The 21299-nt window shown below is 69.2% G+C and carries 24 protein-coding genes and 2 tRNA genes; 17 read left to right on the top strand and 9 right to left on the bottom strand.

What is annotated here, in order from left to right:
• Positions 1-15: 15 nt before the first annotated feature.
• The 7 genes from ABD987_RS37165 (at position 16) to ABD987_RS37135 (ending at position 6924) form a co-directional block, all read left to right on the top strand.
• Positions 16-507: a DciA family protein gene (locus tag ABD987_RS37165; protein ID WP_345405751.1), complete on the top strand. Its 492-nt coding sequence runs from the start codon at positions 16-18 to the stop codon at positions 505-507.
• A gap of 196 nt (positions 508-703) precedes the next feature.
• Positions 704-2671 carry a DNA topoisomerase (ATP-hydrolyzing) subunit B gene (gene gyrB, locus ABD987_RS37160; protein ID WP_345405545.1) on the top strand — a complete coding sequence of 656 codons (1968 nt, stop codon included), beginning with the start codon at positions 704-706 and terminating at the stop codon, positions 2669-2671.
• 62 nt (positions 2672-2733) lie between these two features.
• Positions 2734-5262, top strand: a complete 2529-nt coding sequence (gene gyrA, locus ABD987_RS37155) for a DNA gyrase subunit A (RefSeq protein ID WP_345405542.1) — start codon at positions 2734-2736, stop codon at positions 5260-5262.
• Positions 5263-5298: 36 nt separating this feature from the next.
• Positions 5299-5982 (top strand): DUF3566 domain-containing protein, encoded by a 684-nt coding sequence (locus ABD987_RS37150; RefSeq protein WP_345405539.1) that lies wholly within the window; start codon positions 5299-5301, stop codon positions 5980-5982.
• Between the two features lie 50 nt (positions 5983-6032).
• Positions 6033-6106, top strand: a tRNA-Ile gene (locus ABD987_RS37145).
• Positions 6107-6628: 522 nt separating this feature from the next.
• Complete coding sequence (locus ABD987_RS37140) at positions 6629-6814, top strand: DLW-39 family protein (RefSeq protein WP_345405536.1); 186 nt, start codon at positions 6629-6631, stop codon at positions 6812-6814.
• 37 nt (positions 6815-6851) lie between these two features.
• A tRNA-Ala gene (locus tag ABD987_RS37135) sits at positions 6852-6924 on the top strand.
• 363 nt (positions 6925-7287) lie between these two features.
• On the opposite strand, the gene ABD987_RS37130 is transcribed toward ABD987_RS37135, so the two are convergent.
• Positions 7288-7917: an NAD(P)-dependent oxidoreductase gene (locus tag ABD987_RS37130; protein WP_345405533.1), complete on the bottom strand. Its 630-nt coding sequence runs from the start codon at positions 7915-7917 to the stop codon at positions 7288-7290.
• Positions 7918-7993: 76 nt separating this feature from the next.
• Between ABD987_RS37130 and ABD987_RS37125 the strand changes: the two genes are divergently transcribed.
• Together ABD987_RS37125 and lipB are read left to right on the top strand one after the other, a co-directional pair.
• Positions 7994-8593 carry a TetR/AcrR family transcriptional regulator gene (locus tag ABD987_RS37125; protein WP_345405530.1) on the top strand — a complete coding sequence of 200 codons (600 nt, stop codon included), beginning with the start codon at positions 7994-7996 and terminating at the stop codon, positions 8591-8593.
• Positions 8594-8602: 9 nt separating this feature from the next.
• On the top strand, positions 8603-9238 hold the full coding sequence (lipB, locus tag ABD987_RS37120; RefSeq protein ID WP_345405527.1) for a lipoyl(octanoyl) transferase LipB: 636 nt from the start codon (positions 8603-8605) through the stop codon (positions 9236-9238).
• Positions 9239-9240: 2 nt separating this feature from the next.
• Here lipB and ABD987_RS37115 read toward each other — a convergent pair whose 3' ends face one another.
• Positions 9241-10656 carry an alpha/beta hydrolase gene (locus tag ABD987_RS37115; RefSeq protein ID WP_345405524.1) on the bottom strand — a complete coding sequence of 472 codons (1416 nt, stop codon included), beginning with the start codon at positions 10654-10656 and terminating at the stop codon, positions 9241-9243.
• Positions 10657-10717: 61 nt separating this feature from the next.
• Between ABD987_RS37115 and ABD987_RS37110 the strand changes: the two genes are divergently transcribed.
• On the top strand, positions 10718-11890 hold the full coding sequence (locus ABD987_RS37110) for a DNA glycosylase AlkZ-like family protein (RefSeq protein WP_345405521.1): 1173 nt from the start codon (positions 10718-10720) through the stop codon (positions 11888-11890).
• A gap of 3 nt (positions 11891-11893) precedes the next feature.
• On the opposite strand, the gene ABD987_RS37105 is transcribed toward ABD987_RS37110, so the two are convergent.
• On the bottom strand, positions 11894-12532 hold the full coding sequence (locus tag ABD987_RS37105) for a pyridoxine/pyridoxamine 5'-phosphate oxidase (protein WP_345405519.1): 639 nt from the start codon (positions 12530-12532) through the stop codon (positions 11894-11896).
• Position 12533: 1 nt separating this feature from the next.
• The gene (locus ABD987_RS37100; protein WP_345405516.1) at positions 12534-13244 is read right to left on the bottom strand and encodes a hypothetical protein; all 711 of its coding nucleotides are present in this window, start codon (positions 13242-13244) and stop codon (positions 12534-12536) included.
• Between the two features lie 118 nt (positions 13245-13362).
• Here ABD987_RS37100 and ABD987_RS37095 point away from each other — a divergent pair, with 118 nt between their 5' ends.
• Together ABD987_RS37095 and ABD987_RS37090 are read left to right on the top strand one after the other, a co-directional pair.
• Positions 13363-13896, top strand: coding sequence for a DUF2020 domain-containing protein (locus ABD987_RS37095; RefSeq protein WP_345405513.1), 534 nt, complete (start codon positions 13363-13365; stop codon positions 13894-13896).
• A 163-nt stretch (positions 13897-14059) separates the two neighbouring features.
• Positions 14060-14512, top strand: a complete 453-nt coding sequence (locus tag ABD987_RS37090; protein ID WP_345405510.1) for a DUF6918 family protein — start codon at positions 14060-14062, stop codon at positions 14510-14512.
• A 94-nt stretch (positions 14513-14606) separates the two neighbouring features.
• Here ABD987_RS37090 and ABD987_RS37085 read toward each other — a convergent pair whose 3' ends face one another.
• Positions 14607-15215, bottom strand: a complete 609-nt coding sequence (locus ABD987_RS37085) for a hypothetical protein (RefSeq protein WP_345405507.1) — start codon at positions 15213-15215, stop codon at positions 14607-14609.
• Positions 15216-15304: 89 nt separating this feature from the next.
• Here ABD987_RS37085 and ABD987_RS37080 point away from each other — a divergent pair, with 89 nt between their 5' ends.
• Both ABD987_RS37080 and ABD987_RS37075 read left to right on the top strand, forming a co-directional pair.
• Positions 15305-15859 (top strand): peptidylprolyl isomerase, encoded by a 555-nt coding sequence (locus tag ABD987_RS37080; RefSeq protein WP_345405504.1) that lies wholly within the window; start codon positions 15305-15307, stop codon positions 15857-15859.
• Positions 15860-15896: 37 nt separating this feature from the next.
• Positions 15897-16862 (top strand): rhomboid family intramembrane serine protease, encoded by a 966-nt coding sequence (locus tag ABD987_RS37075; RefSeq protein ID WP_345405501.1) that lies wholly within the window; start codon positions 15897-15899, stop codon positions 16860-16862.
• On the opposite strand, the gene ABD987_RS37070 is transcribed toward ABD987_RS37075, so the two are convergent.
• A complete protein-coding gene (locus ABD987_RS37070; RefSeq protein ID WP_345405498.1) occupies positions 16859-17278 on the bottom strand; it encodes a PH domain-containing protein in 420 nt (139 codons plus the stop codon). The genes ABD987_RS37075 and ABD987_RS37070 overlap by 4 nt on opposite strands.
• Before the next feature lie 70 nt (positions 17279-17348).
• On the bottom strand, positions 17349-17615 hold the full coding sequence (gene crgA, locus ABD987_RS37065) for a cell division protein CrgA (RefSeq protein ID WP_345405495.1): 267 nt from the start codon (positions 17613-17615) through the stop codon (positions 17349-17351).
• 202 nt (positions 17616-17817) lie between these two features.
• Here crgA and ABD987_RS37060 point away from each other — a divergent pair, with 202 nt between their 5' ends.
• The 3 genes from ABD987_RS37060 to ABD987_RS37050 are packed head-to-tail and all read left to right on the top strand — an operon-like array spanning position 17818 to position 20068.
• Positions 17818-18930: a class E sortase gene (locus ABD987_RS37060; protein WP_378214244.1), complete on the top strand. Its 1113-nt coding sequence runs from the start codon at positions 17818-17820 to the stop codon at positions 18928-18930.
• Positions 18930-19085 carry a hypothetical protein gene (locus tag ABD987_RS37055; protein WP_345405492.1) on the top strand — a complete coding sequence of 52 codons (156 nt, stop codon included), beginning with the start codon at positions 18930-18932 and terminating at the stop codon, positions 19083-19085. The genes ABD987_RS37060 and ABD987_RS37055 overlap by 1 nt, the downstream gene beginning before the upstream one ends.
• A complete protein-coding gene (locus ABD987_RS37050) occupies positions 19058-20068 on the top strand; it encodes an LLM class flavin-dependent oxidoreductase (protein ID WP_345405489.1) in 1011 nt (336 codons plus the stop codon). Before ABD987_RS37055 ends, ABD987_RS37050 begins: the two co-directional genes overlap by 28 nt.
• Here the strand turns inward: ABD987_RS37050 and ABD987_RS37045 are convergent.
• The gene (locus tag ABD987_RS37045; RefSeq protein ID WP_345405486.1) at positions 20065-20457 is read right to left on the bottom strand and encodes an SCO5389 family protein; all 393 of its coding nucleotides are present in this window, start codon (positions 20455-20457) and stop codon (positions 20065-20067) included. The genes ABD987_RS37050 and ABD987_RS37045 overlap by 4 nt on opposite strands.
• Positions 20458-20557: 100 nt before the next feature.
• On the bottom strand, positions 20558-21292 hold the full coding sequence (locus tag ABD987_RS37040; protein WP_345405483.1) for an ABC transporter permease: 735 nt from the start codon (positions 21290-21292) through the stop codon (positions 20558-20560).
• Positions 21293-21299 lie beyond the last annotated feature (7 nt).

The raw sequence follows: 21299 nt of genomic DNA, 5'->3' as shown, positions 1-21299 counted from the left end.
CCGAACGGGCGTGACCTGGCTCACGCGGCTCTCGAAGCCGCGAAGGCCAAGGCGAAGGCGCGGGGTGGACCGCCCGGGTTACGCACAGGCAGGCTGACCGGTGGCGGGCAGAACCCGCGGCGCCGTCGTTGGTCCGGGCCCGGCGCCGACGCGCGCGATCCGCAGCCGCTCGGCAGGCTCACCTCCCGGCTGATCACCGACAGTGGCTGGTCGGAGCGCCTTTCCTCGGCGCGGGTCTTCGGGCAGTGGGCCCGGCTGGTCGGGGAGAACGTGGCCGAGCACGCGCACCCGGTCTCGCTCAAGGACGGCGAACTGACCGTCCAGGCCAGTTCGACCGCGTGGGCGATGCAGCTGCGCACCCTGCAGCGCCAGCTCCTGGCCAAGATCGCTGCCGGTGTCGGTAACGGCGTCGTCAAGCGGATGCGCATCCAGGGGCCGACGGCGCCCAGCTGGCGGAAGGGGCCCCGGCACGTCCCCGGCCGTGGCCCGCGTGACACGTACGGCTGACAGCGGTTGCGAGACGCACTCAGAGTTCCCCCACAACGCGTCCATAAGTGCTCTGAAACGTCAAGACTCTGCTAGGAACGATTTCGTGGCTCTGTGAGCAAGCCAGGGGTGTCCTTGCCGCATGTCTGCGGACGCGGCCAAGTACACTGGTGTCGAGTGGGATTCCGCTCGCGCGAGACGAGGAGACAACACGCCGGTGACCGAGAACAAGAGCGAGTACAACGCGTCGTCCATCACCGTGCTCGAAGGCCTCGAAGCGGTCCGTAAGCGCCCCGGTATGTACATCGGTTCAACCGGTGAGCGCGGCCTCCACCACCTGGTGCAGGAGGTCGTGGACAACTCCGTCGACGAGGCGATGGCCGGGTACGCCACCAAGGTCGAGGTTACCCTCCTCGCCGACGGCGGCGTCCGTGTTGTCGACGACGGCCGCGGCATCCCGGTCGACATGCACCCGAAGGAGCAGAAGCCGACCCTGGAGGTCGTGCTGACCGTGCTCCACGCGGGTGGCAAGTTCGACAGCGACTCCTACGCGGTCTCGGGCGGTCTGCACGGCGTCGGTGTTTCGGTCGTCAACGCGCTGTCGACCAAGCTGCTCGCGGAGATCAAGTACCGGGGCCGGAACTGGCGCCAGGAGTACACCAACCAGGTGCCCGGCGAGCTCCAGGACCTCGGCCCTGCCGAGGACACCGGCACCACGATCACGTTCTGGGCCGATCCGGAGATCTTCGAGACCACGACCTACAACTTCGAGACCATCTCCCGGCGGCTGCAGGAGATGGCGTTCCTCAACAAGGGCCTCACCCTCTCGCTGCGCGACGAGCGCGTCGCCGACGAGGAAACCGAGCAGGACGCCGAGGGCAAGCAGGCCCGGATCAAGGAAAAGACGTACTGCTACCCGGGTGGGCTCGAGGACTTCGTCAAGCACATCAACGGCAGCAAGGACCCCATTCACCCGACGGTGATCTCCTTCGACGCCAAGGGCACTGGCCTCGAGGTCGAGGTCGCCATGCAGTGGAACAACGGGTTCACGCCGTCGGTCTACACCTTCGCCAACACGATCAACACGCACGAGGGCGGCACGCACGAGGAGGGCTTCCGCGCCGCGTTGACCCGCGTCGTCAACTCCTACGCGCGCGACAAGAAGCTGCTCAAGGAGAAGGACGCGAACCTCACCGGTGACGACGTCCGCGAGGGCCTCGCCGCGATCGTGTCGATCAAGCTCTCCGAACCGCAGTTCGAGGGCCAGACCAAGACCAAGCTGGGCAACAGCGAGGCCAAGACGTTCGTGCAGCAGACGTCGAACGAATGGCTGGCCGACTGGTTCGAGCGCAACCCCACCGAGGCCAAGACGGTCATCAACAAGTCGATCTCCTCGGCGCAGGCGCGGATGGCCGCGCGCAAGGCGCGGGATCTGGTCCGCCGCAAGGGCGCGCTCGACATCGGCGGGCTGCCGGGCAAGCTCAAGGACTGCCGCTCCACCAAGCCGGAGGAGTGCGAGCTCTACATCGTCGAGGGTGACTCGGCCGGCGGCTCGGCCAAGGAGGGCCGGGACTCGATGTACCAGGCGATCCTGCCGATCCGCGGCAAGATCATCAACGTCGAGAAGGCCCGCATCGACCGCGTCCTCAAGAACACCGAGGTCCAGTCGCTGATCACCGCGCTGGGCACCGGCATCCACGACGAGTTCGACATCTCGAAGCTGCGTTACCACAAGATCGTGCTGATGGCCGACGCCGACGTCGACGGCCAGCACATCACCACGCTGCTGCTGACCCTGCTGTTCCGGTTCATGGCGCCGCTGATCGAGCACGGGCACGTGTTCCTCTCCCGCCCGCCGCTGTACAAGATCAAGTGGCCGCGGACGGACCCGGAGTACGCCTACTCCGACCGCGAGCGCGACGCCGTCATCCAGGCGGGTGTCGAGGCCGGCAAGAAGCTGCCGAAGGACGACGCGATCCAGCGGTACAAGGGTCTCGGCGAAATGAACGCCGAAGAGCTGTGGGAGACCACCATGGACCCGGCGAACCGGCTGCTGGGCCAGGTCACGATGGACGACGCCGCCCAGGCGGACGAGCTGTTCTCCGTGCTGATGGGCGAGGACGTCGAGGCCCGCCGCTCGTTCATCACCCGCAACGCCAAGGACGTGCGCTTCCTCGACGTGTAGCCCGGGCGCCAGCGCCCGCCCAGCCTCTGTCCTCTTAGGACTGTCCATACGAGAAGGACGACATGACGGAAACCTTGCCTCCGGCGCCGGACCACGACCGGATCGAACCGGTCGACATCCAGCAGGAGATGCAGCGCTCCTACATCGACTACGCGATGAGCGTGATCGTGTCGCGTGCGCTGCCGGACGTGCGCGACGGTCTCAAGCCGGTCGCGCGCCGGATCCTGTACTCGATGTTCGACTCGGGCTTCCGCCCGGACCGCGGGTACAACAAGTGCTCCCGCGTCGTCGGCGACGTGATGGGCAACTACCACCCCCACGGTGACTCCGCGATCTACGACGCGCTGGTCCGCCTTGCGCAGCCGTGGTCGATGCGGTATCCGCTCATCGACGGGCAGGGCAACTTCGGCTCGCCGGGTAACGACCCCGCGGCCGCCATGCGGTACACCGAGTCCCGCCTCGCGCCGCTGGCCATGCACATGCTGGCCGACATCGAAGAAGACACCGTCGACTTCTCCGACAACTACGACGGCCGCACGCAGGAGCCGGACGTCCTGCCGTCGCGCTTCCCGAACCTGCTGGTCAACGGCGGTACCGGGATCGCGGTCGGCATGGCGACCAACATCCCCCCGCACAACCTGCGCGAGGTCGCCGACGGCGTTGTGTGGGCCCTGGAGAACCCCGAGGCCACCGACGACGAGCTGCTCGCCGCGCTGCTGGTACGGGTCAAGGGCCCGGACTTCCCGACCAAGGGGCTGATCCTCGGCACCTCCGGGATCGAGGACGCCTATCGCACCGGCCGCGGATCCATCCGGATGCGCGCCGTGGTCGAGGTGGACGAGGACGCCAAGGGCCGCACCATCCTGGTCGTCACCGAGCTGCCCTACCAGGTCAACCCGGACAACCTCGTCGAGAACATCGCCAACCTCGTCCGCGACGGCAAGGTCACTGGCATCTCCGACATCGCCGACGAGACCAACAGCCGCCGCGGCATGCGCATCGTGATCACGCTCAAGCGGGACGCGGTCGCCCAGGTCGTGCTGAACAACCTCTACAAGCACACCCAGCTGCAGCAGAACTTCGGCGTCAACATGCTCGCGCTGGTCGACGGGGTGCCCCGCACCCTGCGGCTCGACCAGATCATCCGGCACTACGTCAAACACCAGATGGACGTCATCGTCCGGCGCACCCGCTACCGGCTGCGCAAGGCCGAGGAACGCGCCCACATCCTGCGTGGTCTGGTCAAGGCGCTGGACATGCTGGACGAGGTCATCGCCCTCATCCGGCGGTCGCCCTCGGCCGACGAGGCCCGGCCCGGACTGATGAGCCTGCTCGACATCGACGAGATCCAGGCCACCGCGATCCTCGACATGCAGCTGCGCCGCCTGGCCGCCCTCGAACGTCAGCGCATCATCGACACCCTGGCCGAGATCGAACTCGAGATCGCCGACCTCAAGGACATCCTGGCGAAGCCCGAGCGGCAGCGGCAGATCATCCGCGACGAACTGATGGAGATCGTCGACAAGTACGGCGACGACCGGAAGACCCAGATCATCCCGTTCGGCGGTGACGTCTCGATCGAGGACCTCATCGCCGTCGAGGACGTCGTGGTCACCATCACCCGCACGGGGTACGCCAAGCGGACGAAAACCGATCTGTACCGCTCGCAGAAGCGCGGCGGCAAGGGCGTCCAGGGCGCGACGCTGAAGCAGGACGACATCGTCCAGCACTTCTTCGTCTGCTCCACGCACGACTGGATCCTGTTCTTCACGAACAAGGGCCGGGTGTACCGGGCGAAGGCCTACGACCTGCCCGAGGCCAACCGCAACGCCCGCGGCCAGCACGTCGCCAACCTCCTCGCCTTCCAGCCGGACGAGCAGATCGCCCAGGTCATCGAGATCCCGAACTACGAGGTCGCGCCGTACCTGGTGCTCGCCACCCGCCGCGGCCTGGTCAAGAAGACCAAGCTCGGCGACTTCGACTCCAACCGGGCGGGCGGTCTCATCGCCGTCAACCTGCGCGAAGGGGACGAACTCGTGGGCGCGGTGCTCGCCGCCGCGGAGGACGACCTGCTGCTCGTGTCCGCCGAGGGCCAGTCCATCCGGTTCCACGCCACCGACGAGGCGCTGCGGCCCATGGGACGTGCCACGTCCGGTGTGCTCGGCATGCGCTTCAACGACGGTGACGAACTGCTCGCCATCAGCGTCGTCAAGCCGGAGAAGTTCCTGCTCGTCGCCACCGACGGCGGATACGCCAAACGCACCCCGATCGAGGACTACCCGGTGCAGGGCCGCGGCGGCAAGGGGGTGCTCACCATTCAGCACGACCGCAAACGTGGCAGGCTGGTAGGCGCACTCATTGTCGACGCCGACGACGAGCTCTACGCCATCACCTCCAGCGGCGGGGTGATCCGCACGCCGGCCGGGGACGTCCGGAAGGCGGGCAGGCAGACGAAGGGGGTGCGGCTGATGAACCTCGGCGAAGGAACGACCCTTCTCGCCGTCGCACGCAACGCGGACGAGCCCTCGGACGTCGCCAACGACGACAGCAGTGAGCAAGGAGAAGAAACCACGGACACGGCGTCGGAGTAACCGCGGCGCCACCAGACGGGTAAGGACTGACTCTTCGTGACACCATCCGAGAAGCCCGACGCGCAGGGTTCCAACGGGGCTTCGGCCAGCCCGCCGTGGCAGCGGGTCGGCAAGGACAGCGGCGCGGCCGAGCCGGACGCGCCCGCGTCGAGCGGCCTGGTCACGGACGATGTGCTGTACTCGGGGAACGAGCAGGGCGGACAGCGAGCGAACGAAGGCGGCGACTACCCCGTGGTCAGCGGAAGCGCCGCGCGCCGGCTGTTCGGCGGCGAGGCCGAAGGAGAGCCCGCGGCGGCGCCTTCGGCCGCCCGCACCCGCTCCACCCCCACCGCGCTCCGTCGCCCTGGCCGCGGCCCCCGCCGGGCCAGCCTGCAGATCAAACGCTTCGACCCGTGGTCGGTGCTGAAACTGGCCCTCGTCCTCGGCGTCGCCATGTTCTTCGTGTGGCTCGTCGCCGTCGGCGTCCTGTACACCGTCCTCGACGGCATGGGCGTCTGGGACAAACTCAACGGCACCTACTCGTCGCTCGTCGGCGGCGAAGGCGCCAACGCGTCCGCGGAACCCCTCATCAGTGCCGGTCGCGTCTTCGGGATCGCGGCCATCCTCGGCGCGATCAACATCGTCCTCGTCTCCGCACTGGCCACGGTCAGCGCCTTCATCTACAACGTGTCCGCCGACCTCGCGGGCGGCCTCGAAGTCACGTTGTCCGAACGAGAGTGACCCGGTTACCGGGCGCCCGAGGGCGTCCGGTAATCTAGTTCTCGTTCGACGGGCCTATAGCTCAGGCGGTTAGAGCGCTTCGCTGATAACGAAGAGGTCCCTGGTTCAAGTCCAGGTAGGCCCACTCGATTCACCCGGTCATGTCCGTGGAAAGCACGGACCTTGATCGGGTGTTTTTCGTTTCTGGGGGCCGAGCCCCCAGACCCCCACGGTGCGTCAGCTCTCGACCCGGCGTGGTCGGCGTGGCCTCGGGCGTGGCCGCCCTCCGCCGCCTGCCGTTGGGTGACTTCGGGCGTGGCCGCCCTTGTCCGTGGGAGGAGTTGCTAGCGGAGCTTGCGTGGCGAGCCGTGGTGGTGGAGCGCCTGGGGTGTGGGTACGGGTGAGCCCTGCCGGGAAGAGAAGGCCGGCAGGGCTCTGGGGGCGCGGTCGGTGGTGGCTCGCTGCGGGAGGCGAGCCGGTGAGGCACTGTGCGCACCGACCGGTTGGTATAACCCGTGGGGCGGGGCCGGTGTTCCGGTTGCGGGGGTGTGACGTTGGATACGGTGGGCTGGTTCCACGTGGAACGTGGGGGAACCGGGCGACTGGCGGAACTCGGGGTGCAGTAACATCGCAGGGTAAGGGAAGCAACTTGGAGAAGGGGGCTTCAGTGAAGAAGCTGTTGGCACTCGCGGTCATCGCGGGCGGCGTTCTGTTCGTCGTGAAGCGCAACAAGGCCGCCAAGGCTGAAGCCGACCTCTGGCGTGAGGCGACGGCTCCGGAGGGCTCCTTCGGCTCCGCGTCGAGCAACGGCTCCGCGCCCGCCAAGGCCGCGGACGCTTCCCGCAACAACTGAGTTCGGACGGGCGACGGCCTCGCCGCCGCCCGCATCCGGGGCTGTAGCTCAATTGGTAGAGCACCGCCTTTGCAAGGCGGGGGTCAGGGGTTCGATTCCCCTCAGCTCCACGCGTGGGAGGCTTGTGCCCGCGGAGGGCGCGGGCCTTGCGCCTTCCGCGTGTCTTGTGGGGGCGCAGCCCCCACACCCCGCTCGGGGGCAAGCCCCCGAACCCCCACCTGTGGTTGCGTTCTGTGGGCGGGCGACACGTCGATTTCCTGTCGAAACTGATCCGGTGCGGATTTGTCGCGCTCGGCGACGGCCGAGTCCTCTTCTTCGCCAGTCGCCTTTTCTTGCTGTGGCAGGGAATCTTGCGGTGGGGGTTTCTTGGGCGCTGGGGTGGCTGTCCGGGGTGACGAAGAATTGTTCGTTTCTGGAGTGGTGGACGAATCACTTGCGGAAATGAATGGCGGATAGAAGATCTCGCGGGTGCCTTAGTTTCCTGCCGCGATGGCTACGTGGAGGGCGGCGGGGTCGTTCAGGTGGCGCAGGATGCAGTCGGCCAGGTTCGCGCGGGAGAGCCGGATGCCGCCGCGGACGTTGCGGTCCACGGCGGTCCGGTAGGTGCCGGTACGCGGGCCGTCGGTCAGCATCGGCGGGCGCACGATCGTCCAGTCCAGGTTGCTGGCACGGACCGCCTCCTCCATGACCCGCATGTCGCCCCAGGGATTCCGGAGCACCCGGCTGAGGATCGGCTTCGCGAGGAAGCGGGTTACCGGGCCGTCTCCCTCGGTGGCCATACCGCCGTTGCTGACCACGAGCAGTCGTCGCGTGCCCTGTCGCCGCATGGCTTCGATGATGCTCCGCGTGCTGTCGGTCTGGATCGTGGTCGGCTTCAGATCGGGCGAGCCGATCGCGGTGATGACGGCGTCGGCGCCCGCGACGTGCGGGGCGATCGAGTCCGGGGTCATGACGTCGGCGGTGACCACGGTGAGGTTCGGGTCCGTCCTGGTGAGGCGGGCGGGGTCGCGGACGACGGCGGTGACCTGGTGGCCGGCAGCGCAGGCCTGGTCGACGAGCTGTTTGCCGGTTCCGCCGGTCGCGCCGAACAGGGTGATTTTCATCGATCCTCCGGTTAGTGAGTGCTTACTAACCACTATAGTGGGTGAGTACTCACTTACTTGTCAACCGGAGGTGCCGGTGAGCACTCGCGACCAGATGCTCGACGCTGCCGCGCACGTGATGCGCACCCGTGGGCTCGCCCGCGCGACGACCAAGGAGATCGCCAGGGCCGCGGGGTTTTCCGAAGCCGCGCTGTACAAGCACTTCCGTGACAAGACGGACCTGTTCCTCGCGGTGCTGAGCGAGCGGGCGCCGAGTTCGCTCACCACGTTGCTCGGCGGGCTGAACGACCGCGTCGGGCAAGGCAGCGTCTCCGAGACCCTGGAGGAGGTCGCGCGCGAGGCGATTCGCTTCTACAACCACAACTTCCCGATGGCGGCGTCGATCTTCTCCGAGCCACAGTTGCTGGCGGCGCATCGCGAGACCATGCGTGAGCGCGGCGTCGGGCCGCAGCATGTCACCGAAGTCCTGGCGGACTACCTTGCGGCGGAACGAAAACTCGGCCGCATCCGGCCGGACGCCGATCCGCGTGCCGCGGCCGGGCTGCTGCTGGGCGCGTGTTTCCAGCGCGGTTTCCTGAGCCACTTCGTCGATCAGCAAGGCGACGACGACTTCGCCGGAGACCTGGTGCGGACGTTGGTGTCCGGGCTGGTCGAAGCACCCCGGGAACGGGGTTAGCCTGGGTGGATGGGGTGGCCGATCCAGCGCGTGGACCTCGGGCTCGTCGACTACGAGCAGGCCACGCGCGACATGCTGGGCTGGGTGCGGGAACGTCAGGACGGCGTCGCGGGTGACCGGCTGTTCTTCCTCAGCCATCCGCCGGTGGTGACCTACGGGGCCCGGACATCTCCGGACGAGCTGCCGCCCGCGGCCGCCGCGCTGCCGTCGGTCCAGGTCGACCGCGGTGGGTTCGCGACCTACCACGGGCCGGGTCAGCTCGTCGGGTACCTGGTCATCGACGTCCGGTCGCGCGGCGTGGCCGACATCGTGCGCTGGCTGGAGGACGGTGTGATCGAGGCGCTGGCGAGCCTCGGGTTCGCCACGGTCCGCCGGGAAACCCCGAAGGGCGCGAGCAGCCTTGTCGGGGTGTGGACGCCCGATCACCGCAAGCTGGTGTCGATCGGGATGCGCATCCGCGGCGGGGTCACCAGCCACGGGTTCTCACTCAACATCGATCCCGACATGACCGCGTTCGACCAGTTCACCGTCTGCGGGCTGCAGGACGTCACCATGACGTCCCTGCGGGAAATGGCCGCGGAACAGGGAAAACCGGTGCCGTCCGACGCCGAGGTCCGGGACGCCGTCGCCGCCGTGTTCTGCTGATCTCAGCCCGCGAGGAACTCGATCACGGCGTCCCTTCCCGCGTGCCCGCGCTCGCGGTTCTGGATCGAGTGCGACTCGCCCTTCACCACGACGAGTTCGCCGCGCGGTGCGACGGCGGCCTCGTGCTCGGCCCATTCGAGCGGGGTCGACAGATCGCGATCCCCGTTCACCAGCAGGGTCGGGACGTCCGGCAGGTGACCGGCGGGATTCGACGTCGCGCGTTCCGCGGGCCAGGGCAGGCACAGCTGGACGAAGCCCTGCGTGACCGCGACCTGCGCGGTGTACGGCCAGGTCGCCCGCTCCGGCAGCCCGGCCTCGGTGCGGTCGAGCCGCGCCTGGCGCACCTCGACCGGGGTCGACGCCGAGCCCCAGGGAAAACGCAGGTCGGCGCACAACGTCCCGGCCTGGAGGCCGGAGCTGTACTCGGTCGGGTCGGCCTGGTTTCCGCGCGCCATCCTCGCCAGCAGCGCGTCCAGCCGCGCCGGGTCGCCCCCGCGCGCGGCGTGCACCGCGCCGACGATGTCCCCGCTGCCGGGCGGCATGCCGACCGGATTCGGGTTCCGGTAGGTCGGATCGACGAACTCGTAGGTGACCATGGCGTCGAAGATCCGGACGCCGTCCGCGACACCGCGTCGGCGCACGACCTGCGCGAGATCCTCGGCCGGGTCGAAACCGCAGGCCGGGGCTACCGAACAGGCGTCTCGCAGCACGCGGGCGTTCGCGCGCAGACCGGTCAGGTACAGCGAATCCGCCGCGGTCGCGTGGTGTGGCAGCACCGAATCCAGCACGAGCTTGCGGACGTGCCGCGGATGCGCGATCGAGTATCGCGCCGCGGTGAACGCCCCGTACGAGACGCCGTCGACCACCATCTTCGGCACACCGAGTGCCTGCCGCAGCAGGTCGAGGTCGGCCACCGTCTGGTCCGTCGAGTACAGCGGTGCCCGCTCGCCCAGCAGGTTCGCGCATTCGGCGACGGCTTCGCGGGTCGGCGTCGCGATGTTGGAGCTGCCCATCTGCGTCTGCAGGCCGGGACAGCGCAGCGCGCCGAACTCCCCGGTGCCGCGCTGGTCGAGCGTGACGAACCGGTAGTCCTTCGCGACCTCGGGCAGCCGCTGGTTCGCCAGCCGGTCGATCCACGCGACACCGCCCTGGCCGGGCCCGCCCACCAGGTAGAGCAGCACGCCCTTCGGCGCGGTGACGTTGTCCGCGGCCGCGACCTGGAGGTCGAGCGTGCCCGGCACCCGGCCGGTGTGATCGAGCGGCACGGTCAGCGTCGAGCAGGTGAACCCCGGCCTGCCGGGGCACGGGTGCGGGTTCGTCAGCCGCGGGCCCGCCTGTCCGGTGGCTGCGGCGGCGGAACCGCCGAGCGCGACGGTCAACACCAACGCGAATGCTGTGACCAGCGATGTCCTCCCCATACAGCCCAGTGTGCGAGACGGAGAAAGTGCGGACAACCGCTTTACGGTCATACTGGGGGCCATGGCGACAGCGCGGGTGCGGGCGTGGTGGGCCCATCGTCAGGGACTCGACGGCGGCCTGCGTGGCGTGGGGGCCGCCGAGGTGCTCGAACGCACCGGCTGGGCCCGCTCGGTCGGCGGCTCGGCGCCGTACCTGGGATTGTTCGCCCGCGCGCGGCTCGGCCGCGAGACCGTCGACGCCGAGGTCGCCCGGCTGGCGATCCACGAGCTCCCCGCGGCCCGCGGCTGTACGTACGTGCTGCCCTCGGCCGATTTCGCGGTCGGGCTGGCGGTCGGTTCGGGGGCACCGGAAGGCGAGCTGAAATCCGCCGAACGGCATCTCGGCGTCACGCGTGCCGAGGTCGAGCAGCTGTGCGCGGCGGTGATCGGGGCACTCGAGGCGGCGGACACGCCGCTGGACCCGGCGGCGCTCAAGACGGCGGCCGGGCCCGCGGTCCGCGACCTCGGCGAGGCCGGGCGCAAACGCGGAACGACGACGACGCTGCCGCTCGCGCTGGGACTCCTCCAGGCCAGGGGCGACATTCGCCGGGTGCCGGTCAACGGGCGGCTCGACCAGCAGCGCTACGGCTACGTCCGGTGGCACGCGGCGCCACTGTCCGATGTGGACATGGCGAGGGCGGAGCTCGCCCGCCGGTACTTCGCCTGGGCGGCGCCGGCCTCACTCAAACAGTTCCGCTGGTTTTCCGGGTTCACCGCGTCCGTCGCGAAGAAGGCCGTCGAGGCACTGGAACTCGTCCCGGTGGGCGACTCGGATCTACTGCTGCCCAAGGAACTCACGGACGAGTTTGCGGAGTTCACCGAGCCGGGCGAGCCACGGTACGCCCTGCTCGCCGGTATCGACGGCATCCACCTGCTGCACCGGGAAATGGGGCGGCTGCTCGAGCCGGCCGATGCCGCGCGAAGCGTGCCGGGCGGCCGGGGGACGCTCGGCGAGGAGGCGGATCCGCCGTGTCACCTGATCGTCGACCGCGGCCGGATCGCCGGGCTCTGGGAGTTCGATCCCGGCGCGGGCGAGATCGTCCACCAGTCGTTCGTCGGCGAGAACGACACGCTGCGGGAAGCCGTCGCGGAAACCGAGACGTTCGTCCGCGAAGAACTCGGTGACGCCAGGAGTTTCAGCCTCGACTCGGTGAAGAGCCGGGCGCCGCGGCTGGCGGCGCTGCGCGCCGGCTGAGCGTCACGGCCAGAGGCGTTCGCGCACCCACTCGTCGCCTTCGCGTCGGTACCGCAGCCGGACGTGCCGACGGTCGTGGCTGGCCTGCCAGAACTCGACCTCGTCCGGGGCGACCAGGTACCGCGTCCAGGTTTCCGGTGCGACGCCGGGGTTTTCCGCGACCCAGCGTTCCGCGTCACGGGCCGCGGCGGTCAGCTCCGCCGGATCAACCAGCACTTCCGACTGCCGTCCGATGAACGCTTCGACCCGCGAAGCGGGCGGGCGTGCGAGGAAGTCTTCGGCGGAAGCCTCCGGCGTCGCCGGGGTCACTGCGCCGCGCAGCCGGACCTGACGGCCCCGCCCCGGCCAGAAGAAGGTCAACGCCGCGTGCGGATGTTTGCGCAGCTGTAGGCCTTTCGGGCTCTCCGAACTGGTCGCGACCGCCCAGCCCTCGGCACCGACGTCCTTGAGGATCACCACCCGCGCGTCCGGCGTGCCGTCAGTGTCCACAGTGGACAACGTGACGGCGTGCGGTGCCAGCACGTGCTCGCCCGCCTCGTTCAGCCAGTCGACGAAGAGTTCGTGCGGGGCCGACGGCGCGGTTTCCGGGGCGAACACCGGGAGTTCGGCGGGAAAGGAAGCCCAGCCACGCAACGCGATCATGTCACTGACCGTACGGGCCGGGCGCCTGCGGCGGATATCCCGGTGCGGGGTAAGGGTAGTTCGGCGGCTGCGGTCCCTGCGGGCCCGCGGCGGGCGGCGGGCCGACCGGCGTCTGGTGCTGCCAGCCGGGCGGGGGCTGCTGCGGCACGGGCTGCTGCGGCACGGGCTGCTGCTGGACCGGCTGCTGCTGGGGTGCCTGCGCCTGCTGCCACTGCACCTGCTGGTACACCTCGGCGGGCTGGGGGAAGCAGAACGTCAGCTTCGCGTTGACCGAGCCCTGCACCGCGGCGCCCCAGAGCTTCCCGCCCACCCAGGCGTACATCTGGCCAGCGGACACGTCGACCGCGACCATCCGGGTCTCGCCGCCGAACTGGTTGCCCGACTTCGCCGAAGCGGCCTGCGCCGCGTCGGGGTACACCCGCTGGCCGATCAGCCCGGCGATCACCACCGACGCCGCCGTCCAGCCGACGGTGCCCATGACGTTCGCCCGCGCGTGCTGGGTGGCCCGGCCGGTGAAGTCGTACAACGCGGCCGCGGTGATCTCCGGGACCGCCGCGGCGACCACGGCGTAGTTCATCGTGGACAGCATGACCGACTCGGTGAACAGGCCGACGACGGCGGTCGCCGGCCCGATCTGCACCGAGTTCAGCCTGCCGCCGCTGCGTTGGATGCGCTCGGCCACCGCACCGAGGTACTGCTCAGGGGTGAGCACGACCGGACCTCCCTCACCGAGGACGCTGGGAAGGTCATCGTCCCACGCCGGGTGGCGGGGGTGTGCTCAGCTCGCGGTTTTCGACCCGCGCGGGGATCCGTGGTTCACTGAACGCGCCATGCGCCGATTCGTACTTCTCGCGCCCGCCCTGGCCGTGTTCGCCGGGTGCTCCGCGCCTGCCCAGCCCGCACCGTCCCCCAGCGGCCAGCCGTCCGCTCCGGCCAGCGCCGCCGCGCCCGCGCTGCCCCCGGATCCCGAGCCGGGGGAGACCGGGACCTGCCCGTACCTGAAGACCGACTTCGTCGCCGACGCCAACGGGCAGAAGGTGTCGAAGGTCCGGCTCTCCGCCGATGCGCCGCATCCGGCCTGCTTCTACTACGGCCTGGACGGGAAACTCCAGCTCACCGCCAGGGTGTACGTCGGGGAGCCCGCGGTGGCGACCGCGCTGGTGAACAAGGCGGCGCCGGTCGACACGTCCAATCCGGCGGACGAGCCCAGCGGCTGGAAGGGCGGCTACCAGCCCACCGGCGACGGTGGCGCGGTGTACGCGGTGGCCAAGGGAAACTCGGCGGTCATCGTGACCACCAACCAGAAACAGAGCGTGAAAGCGCGCACAGTGACGACGAAGGCTATCGCGACGCTGAAGCTCTGAGTAGTGGCCTCCACACGGGGGAGCGAAGTTGATCTTGTATTACCCTGTGCAGCAGCGCAGGCATTCGCCGAAACGCGCACCAGAGCACCGGGTACCTCCGCCCTTGGCGTGGTGTCCGGGCGGGGCATCATCCGCATCGCGACTCGACAAAAGGACAAGATTCATGGCTGACACCCTCAAGGAAATCCTGCTCGACTCCAGCCGTCGCCCGGCTGTCGTGACCGACTTCGAGACCCTCGTCGACAGCGAGGTCTCGGACAAGGGTGGCGTTTCGGGTGCCGTCGTGAAGACCGGTTTCGCGGCCGTCAAGAAGATCAAGCCGGGCATCGTTCCCTCCGCCGTCGACAGCCTGCTCGACGAGTTCGCCGACGCGCTGGAGCCGTTCTACGGCGACTTCAAGGCCAAGGGCGGGAACGACTTCGGCACCTACCTGGTCGGCCGCTCGGACGAGGCCTCCGACGCGCTGCTGAGCGTCACCGACGCGCGTGCGGAGCAGAGCAGCCGCGACGCGATCAAGAAGGTCTACGGCAAGCTGCGCCCGAACGGCAAGAAGAACGTCGAGGAGGCCCTTCCCCGCCTCGGCCAGCTGATCGACAAGCACGCTGCCACTGCCTGATCGGGGGCTGCCTGACCAAGGCAGTCGACACCGTTCGCAGTCACCACGAAGAGGCCCCCGGACGTGCCGGTCCGGGGGCCTCTCGCGTACCCAGTCAGTTCTTCTTCTCGGCGTTCGAGGGGCTCGGCGCCTTCCCGTTGGCCGACTGCGAGGACGGGGCCTTCGGGGCCGGAGTCGCGGGCTTCGCCTCGGCGGCGGGCTTCGGCGAGGCCGGCTTTTCGGCGGGCTTCGCGGGAGCTGGCGGCGTCACGCGCGGCGGCGCCGGAGCGACGGGCGGCTGCTGCTTCGAGCGCAGCGCGTACGCGGCGCCCGCGGCGACGACCCCCAGCCCGAGCACCCACGGCCACCGGCGGCGACGCCGGGTGCCCTTGAGACCCTCCGAAGCCTCGACCACGGCCGCCTTGAAGTCCTTCTTCGCGGCCTTGAAGTCCTTCTTGCCCTTGCGCTTCGACTCACCGGCGGACTTGGCGGCCTTGATCGCCGCCCGCTTGACCTTGCGGCCCGGCTTGCGCAGCTCCTTCAGCCTCGCCAGCGCTTCTTCGCGGGCTTCCTGGGCCTTCTTCTTGAGTTCCTTGCGCGAAAGTCCGGTCTCTTTCGCCAACTTCTTGCGTGCGCGGCGGCTCTGCTTCACGAGCTCGCGGGCGCCCTCAGTGACGACCTCCTTCACAGCAGGCTCACTCACCGCTTGTGCGGCCCGGGTCATGACCTTCACCTCATCAATCGTTCTGAATCTGCTTTGTTGCCCGTAACCTATCGTGCCCCTTTTTCCCGCATCGTGCCGCAGATGGCACGATGAAGCTCGTGACTGAAAGCAACGGATCCCTCGATGGTGGCGCGCTCAAGGCCACACTGCACACCAACCAGGGTGACATCCACCTGAACCTGCTGCCCGACCACGCGCCCAAGACGGTCGCGAACTTCGTCGGTCTCGCCGAGGGCACGAAGGACTACACCCAGCCCAACGCCAAGGGCGAGGCGTCCGGCCCCTTCTACGACGGCTCGATCTTCCACCGGGTCATCGACGGCTTCATGCTCCAGGGCGGCGACCCGACTGGCACCGGCCGCGGCGGCCCCGGCTACAAGTTCGGCGACGAGTTCCACCCGGAGCTGCAGTTCTCCAAGCCGTACCTGCTCGCGATGGCGAACGCCGGGCCGGGCACCAACGGCTCGCAGTTCTTCATCACCGTGGCCAACACGCCGCACCTGAACTTCAAGCACACGATCTTCGGCGAGGTGGCCGACCAGGCCTCGCGTGCCGTGGTCGACAAGATCGCGCACACCGCGACCGGGCCTGCGGACAAGCCGCTCGAAGACGTCGTGATCGAGCGGGTCAGCATCCAGCGCTGAGCTGAACCGGAGGGTTTTCGGTAGGTTGGTTCCTGTTGTGAACCAACCACCGAACCCAGCCGTCCAGCCACAGGCCGCGCTGCCCGGATGCTGGTGGCATCCGAATCGCCCCACCGGGCTGCGCTGCGTGCGCTGTGAACGTCCGGCCTGCCCCGACTGCCTGCGTGAGGCGGCGGTCGGCTTCCAGTGCACCGACTGCGTCCACACCGGTCGCCAGGAGCAACGCCGTCAGCACCGGGAGTACCAGGAGATCCAGCCCGGGACGCGCACGATCGCGGGCGCGCGCCTCGGCCGCACCTCGGTCGTCGTCCCGGTGCTCATCGCGGTCAACCTGCTGGTCTACCTGGTCACCGTGATGCAGGCGAAGAGCCTGACCGGCAACGGGGCGGCCGAGGTGTCCCAGGCCGGGGTGCTGTGGACACAGGCCACCCTCGGCGGCGGCGAGTGGTGGCGGATCTTCACCTCGGGATTCCTGCACGACGGGCCGCTGCACATCCTGGCGAACATGTTCTCGCTGTGGATGGTCGGCCGCACGCTCGAGCTGGTGTTCGGGAAGACCCGGTTCCTCGCGCTCTACTTCGTCTCGATGCTCGGCGGCTCCACCGCCGTGCTGCTCTTCGACGACGTCGACAAGGGCACTCTGGGCGCCTCGGGTGCCCTGTTCGGCCTGATCGGCGCCTACGCGGTCATCGTGGTCAAGCAGCGGCTGAACCCGACCTGGCTGCTCATCACGCTGGCGCTCAACGCCTACATCACCTTCGGCGTCGCGCACATTTCGATCCTCGGCCACGCCGGCGGCCTGGTCGTCGGCGCGCTCGTGACGGTGGCGATCCTGTACGCGCCGGAAACCAACCAGGCGCGGTGGCAGGCCGCCGGGATCGCGATCGTCGTGCTCGCGCTGCTCGGGCTCCTGGTGTACCGCGACACCCAGATCGCGTCCATGAGCTGCCACTTCGTCCAGATCGGCGGCCAGCCGCGCTACGCCTGCCTGCCGTTGAGCTAGTCCTGCGCGCGGAGGTCGTCGAGCGCTTCGGCGACGTCACGCGGGTCGGTGCCGAGGTCGAGCCTGCCCAGCACGTACAGCTCGTCCTCGTGCTCGATCTCCAGCGTGAGGCCGTCGCGTCCGAGCCGCCGCGTCGTCCGCAGCCGGTAGGTCGTCCCCTCCCACGGCAGCCGGTGAGTACCGCCGAAGGTGCGGACGCGCAGCCCCTCGGCGTCGGCGACCAGCCGGGGCCGGGCCACCGAGGAGTGCACGGCGTAGGCCCCGACCGCGATCGTGGCGAGCGCGAACAACAGCAGGCCCGAGCCGTCGCCGGTCAGCACGTTCACCACCGCGCCGACCACGAGCAGCGCGGTGACGAGCCAGGCCCCTACCACAAGACCGGACTGGGGAGCCCACGAGGTGGAGTAGTTATCCACAGGAGTTATCCACACTGGGGACTAGTCACACCGGTGTAATTCGGTGTCAAGCCGCCATCCGGGGCAACTGTCACCGCCAGCGCATCGTCATGAGCAGACCGGCGATCATCAGCACGAAGCCGATCGCGAAGTTGTAGTTGCCGAGGTCGCTCATGAAGGGGATCTTCGGCCCGGCGATGTAGTTCACGATCAGCCAGACCAGGCCGATCACCATCAGACCGAACATCACGATCTTGTAGAACAGGTTCGACGGACCCGCGGCCTTGACCTTCACCGGGGTACGGCGATCGGCGGGCGGGGTGTACGCCGTCTTCTTGCGGACCTTGGACTTCGGCATCGGTTCCTCGCGTGCTGTCGGGCTCTCCTGGTGGCGATGTCCCGCTCTTCGGGGTGCGCAACCAGCGCCACGTGCACACGTTAACGTAAACGACCGCATCTGAGCACCGGGCTGGAGCGGTCGGATTCCCGGACTGTGACAATAGCGTCACCGACCGGTACGACGCAGGGCAGGTTTCGGCGTACGCCGGAGAGGAGCTTGTGTGGCCACGCACGAGGGGCCGGGCGACCGGCGGCAGTACTCCGGCGATCCGTATCGGCCTCGTGCGCGCCCCGGCCAGGGCGGTGAGCGGCCCCGGCCGCCGATGTCGCGTCAGCAGCCCGGCGGCCAGCCCCCGCGCCGTCCCCGTCCCCCTGGCGACCGCCCCACCGGAGAGCGGCCGCGTCCGCCCGTCGACCGGCGTCGCTACACCGGCCCGGACCTCTCCAACGAGGAGACCGTCATCTTCGAGGCCGTCGGGAAAACGGGCACCGCGACGAAGAGCAAGGACAAACCACCCCTGCCGCCGCTGGGCAAGGGCGGCGTCGCGGTCCGGACCGTCGGCGAGCTGCTCATCACCGCGGGCCTGGTGGTGCTGCTGTTCATGGTCTACGAGCTGTACGTGACGGACCTGTTCTCCGCGGAGAAGCAGGCCGCGGCGTCCAACACGCTCGACGGTGACTGGGCCAAGGAACGCACCACGCACGCCGGGCCCGCCGACGGCGAGGCGTTCGCGCGCATCCACATCCCGACCTTCGGCGCCGACTTCAACTTCACCATCCAGGAGGGCACCAGCGACGCCGCCCTGGAGGTCGGGCCCGGGCACTACAAGGGCACCGCGATGCCGGGCGAGCGGGGCAACTTCGCCATCGCCGGGCACCGCGTCGGCAAGGGCGCGCCGTTCAACGACCTCGACAGCCTCACCTCGTGCGATCAGGTCGTCATCGAGACCCAGACCGACTTCTTCGTCTACAAGGTCCTCCCGTACGACGACGAAATGGCGAACTGGGAATCCGGCAAGGGTGCCGACCCGAAGTGCAAGGGCGTCTCGACGCTGCGCAAGCCGGGCGAACCCGGCGGCGGACCGTACAGCAAGACCTTCGGCCGCAAGGTCGTCCTGCCCAGCCAGGGCGACGCGGTCAACCCGGTGCCGTTCGTGCGCCCGGACAAGCTGCCGGACGCCTCGAACACCGTCCAGCTGCTCACGCTGACCACCTGCCATCCGCAGTTCTCCGCGCGCGAGCGGCTCATCATCACCTCGGTCCTCACCCAGCAGGTGCCGAAGACCCAGGTCAAGGACTACACCGACCTCATGAAGAAACTCGGGGGCCGCTGATGTACGGCTGGATCTGGCGGCATCTGCCCGGGCCGTTCGCGGTCAAGCTGACGATCGCGGTGGTGCTCCTGCTCGGGATCGTCGCGCTGCTCATGTTCGTCGTGTTCCCCTGGGTCGAACCGCGCCTGTGGTTCAACAACGTCTCGGTCCAGTAACCCCGCGGTTCGGCGTCTTCCTGGTCTCCGGGCGGTTTCCCGGCCAGGTGGACGGCGACGTGCTGCGGCGGTCGGTGGCGGCGGCGGAGGCCGCCGAGCGGGCAGGCTTCGACGACGTCTGGTTCGCCGAGCACCACTTCATGCCCTACGGCGTGTGCCCGTCGGCGCTCACGCTCGCGGCCCACGTGCTGGGCCGGACGTCGCGTGTCGAGGTCGGCACCGCGGTGAGCGTCCTGTCCACCACGCATCCGGTCGCGCTGGCCGAGCAGTGGGCGATGCTCGACGCGGTCTCCGGCGGGCGGCTGTGGCTCGGCGTCGGGCGCGGGGGGCCGTGGCAGGACCTGGAGGTCTTCGGGACCGGGCTCGACCGCTTCGAGACCGGGTTCGCCGAATCGCTCGACCTGCTGCTCGCCGCCGCGACCCGCGAGACCGTGCGCGCGGACGGCGCGCGGTTCGCGTTCCGGGAGGTGCCGATGACACCGCGGCCGGAGCGTCGCCCGAAGATCGTCGTGGCCTGTGGCGGCGCGGACTCCGCCGCTGTCCGGCTGGCCGGGGAACGCGGATTGCCGCTGCTGCTCGGCATGCACCACGGGGACGAGCAGAAGGCCGCGACGGTGGCGGCGTACGGAGGGGCCGAGGCCGGTCACGTGTCCACGGTGGTGTGCCAGGTGGGGGAGGACGCGCGAGAAGCCGTCCGTGCCGCGCTTCCCGGCTGGCTGAAGGACGGGTTCGCCGCGCACGTGCGCTTCGACGGGCAGCCGGCGAAGACCCGCGATCCGGACGAGTACACCGATCACCTGTGCGCGATTCACCCCGTCGGCGACGCCGCGTACTGCGTGGATCGGCTGCGGACGAGCCTCCGGCGCACCGGCGTCTCCCACGTGATCATGTTCGTGGAGGCGTCCGGTACGCCGGAGGGTACGTACGAGAACATCGCGCGGATCGGCGCCGAGGTGCTGCCCGCGTTACGCGCGGCGCACTAGCAGTCGCGCAGCTCCGGGCTCTGGTTGAGCAGCTGGCCGCGCGGCGAGACGAACGCGCGGTAGCGGTCACTGTCTACTTCGGACGTTTTGAACACGGCCACCCGGTGGCAGTTCTGGAACGCCAGCTTGACGCCGAAGTGCCGTTCCAGGCCGCCGCGGATGGCGTCCGAAGCCAGCGCGCGCAGCAGCTGACCGCGTTCGGCCTCGCTCGGCGGCGGGGTCTCGTTGTCGGCGAACCCGTCCACGGCGCCGTCGGCCTCGGCGATGACGCCGGTGATGACCTCCCAGGCGTACGGCAGGGAATCCCGGACACAGGCGACGAACTCGGCGTCGGTGACCTCCCCGCGTTCGGCCTTCTCGAGCAGCGTGGGCGACACATCCAGAGACATCGAACCTCCAAGGTGAACTGGGCCGTACTCCTGGCTACTCGCCCCCGGCCTCGGCCACAAGAGAAAACGATCATCATCACCACTTTGGCGGAGACCCCGGTCACTCCCAGCGAAACACCTTCACCGCCAGCGCGGTGCCGACGACGGCGAAGGCCGCCAGCACCGCCAGCTGTAGCGGCTGTACCCCGGTGCCGACCCACGCGTCCTGCAACGGCTGCGCGCCCGGCGGGATGTAGTCGCTGATCCGCTGGAGCACGCGCGGCAGCAGGGGGCGCGGCAGGTAGACGCCGCCGAAGAACATGATCGGGAAGAACGCGAGCAGCGCGATGACGTTGGCGCTTTTGCTGGTCCTGGCGATCGCCCCGGCGATCAGGCCGAGCGCGAACACCGAGACGATGCCGAGCAGCAGGGTGACCGCGAACGTGACGGGGTGGCGCGGCATCGGGACGTCGAACACCGCGCTCGACACCACCATCGTCACCGCGATGCCGGCGACCGCGACCGCGGCGTGCACCACCAGCTGCGCGCCGAGCAGGTTCGCCGGATGCGCCGGGGTGGTGGACAGGCGGCGCAGGACGCCCTGCTCACGATAGGTCGCGACGGCCGCCGGAATCGCTTGCAGGGCGAGCATCGCGATGCTCATGACGATGACCGAGGGTACCCAGAGTTCGATGAACCGGTGCCCGCCGGTGGCTTCGCTCGGTTTCGACATGCTGGGGATGAAGCCGACGCCGAGGAGGATCCCGGCGGGCAACAGCGTCCCGAACACCGCCCAGACCGGCGTGCGGAGGAAGAGTTTCGCCTCGGTGGCGGTGATCTTGGCGAAGGTGTGCATGACGTTC

Origin of the sequence: Amycolatopsis samaneae, assembly GCF_039541975.1 — a bacterium.
Lineage (GTDB): Bacteria > Actinomycetota > Actinomycetes > Mycobacteriales > Pseudonocardiaceae > Amycolatopsis > Amycolatopsis samaneae.
The sequence above is the reverse complement of the archived record's forward strand: the minus strand, read 5'-3'. Positions and strand labels throughout refer to the sequence as shown.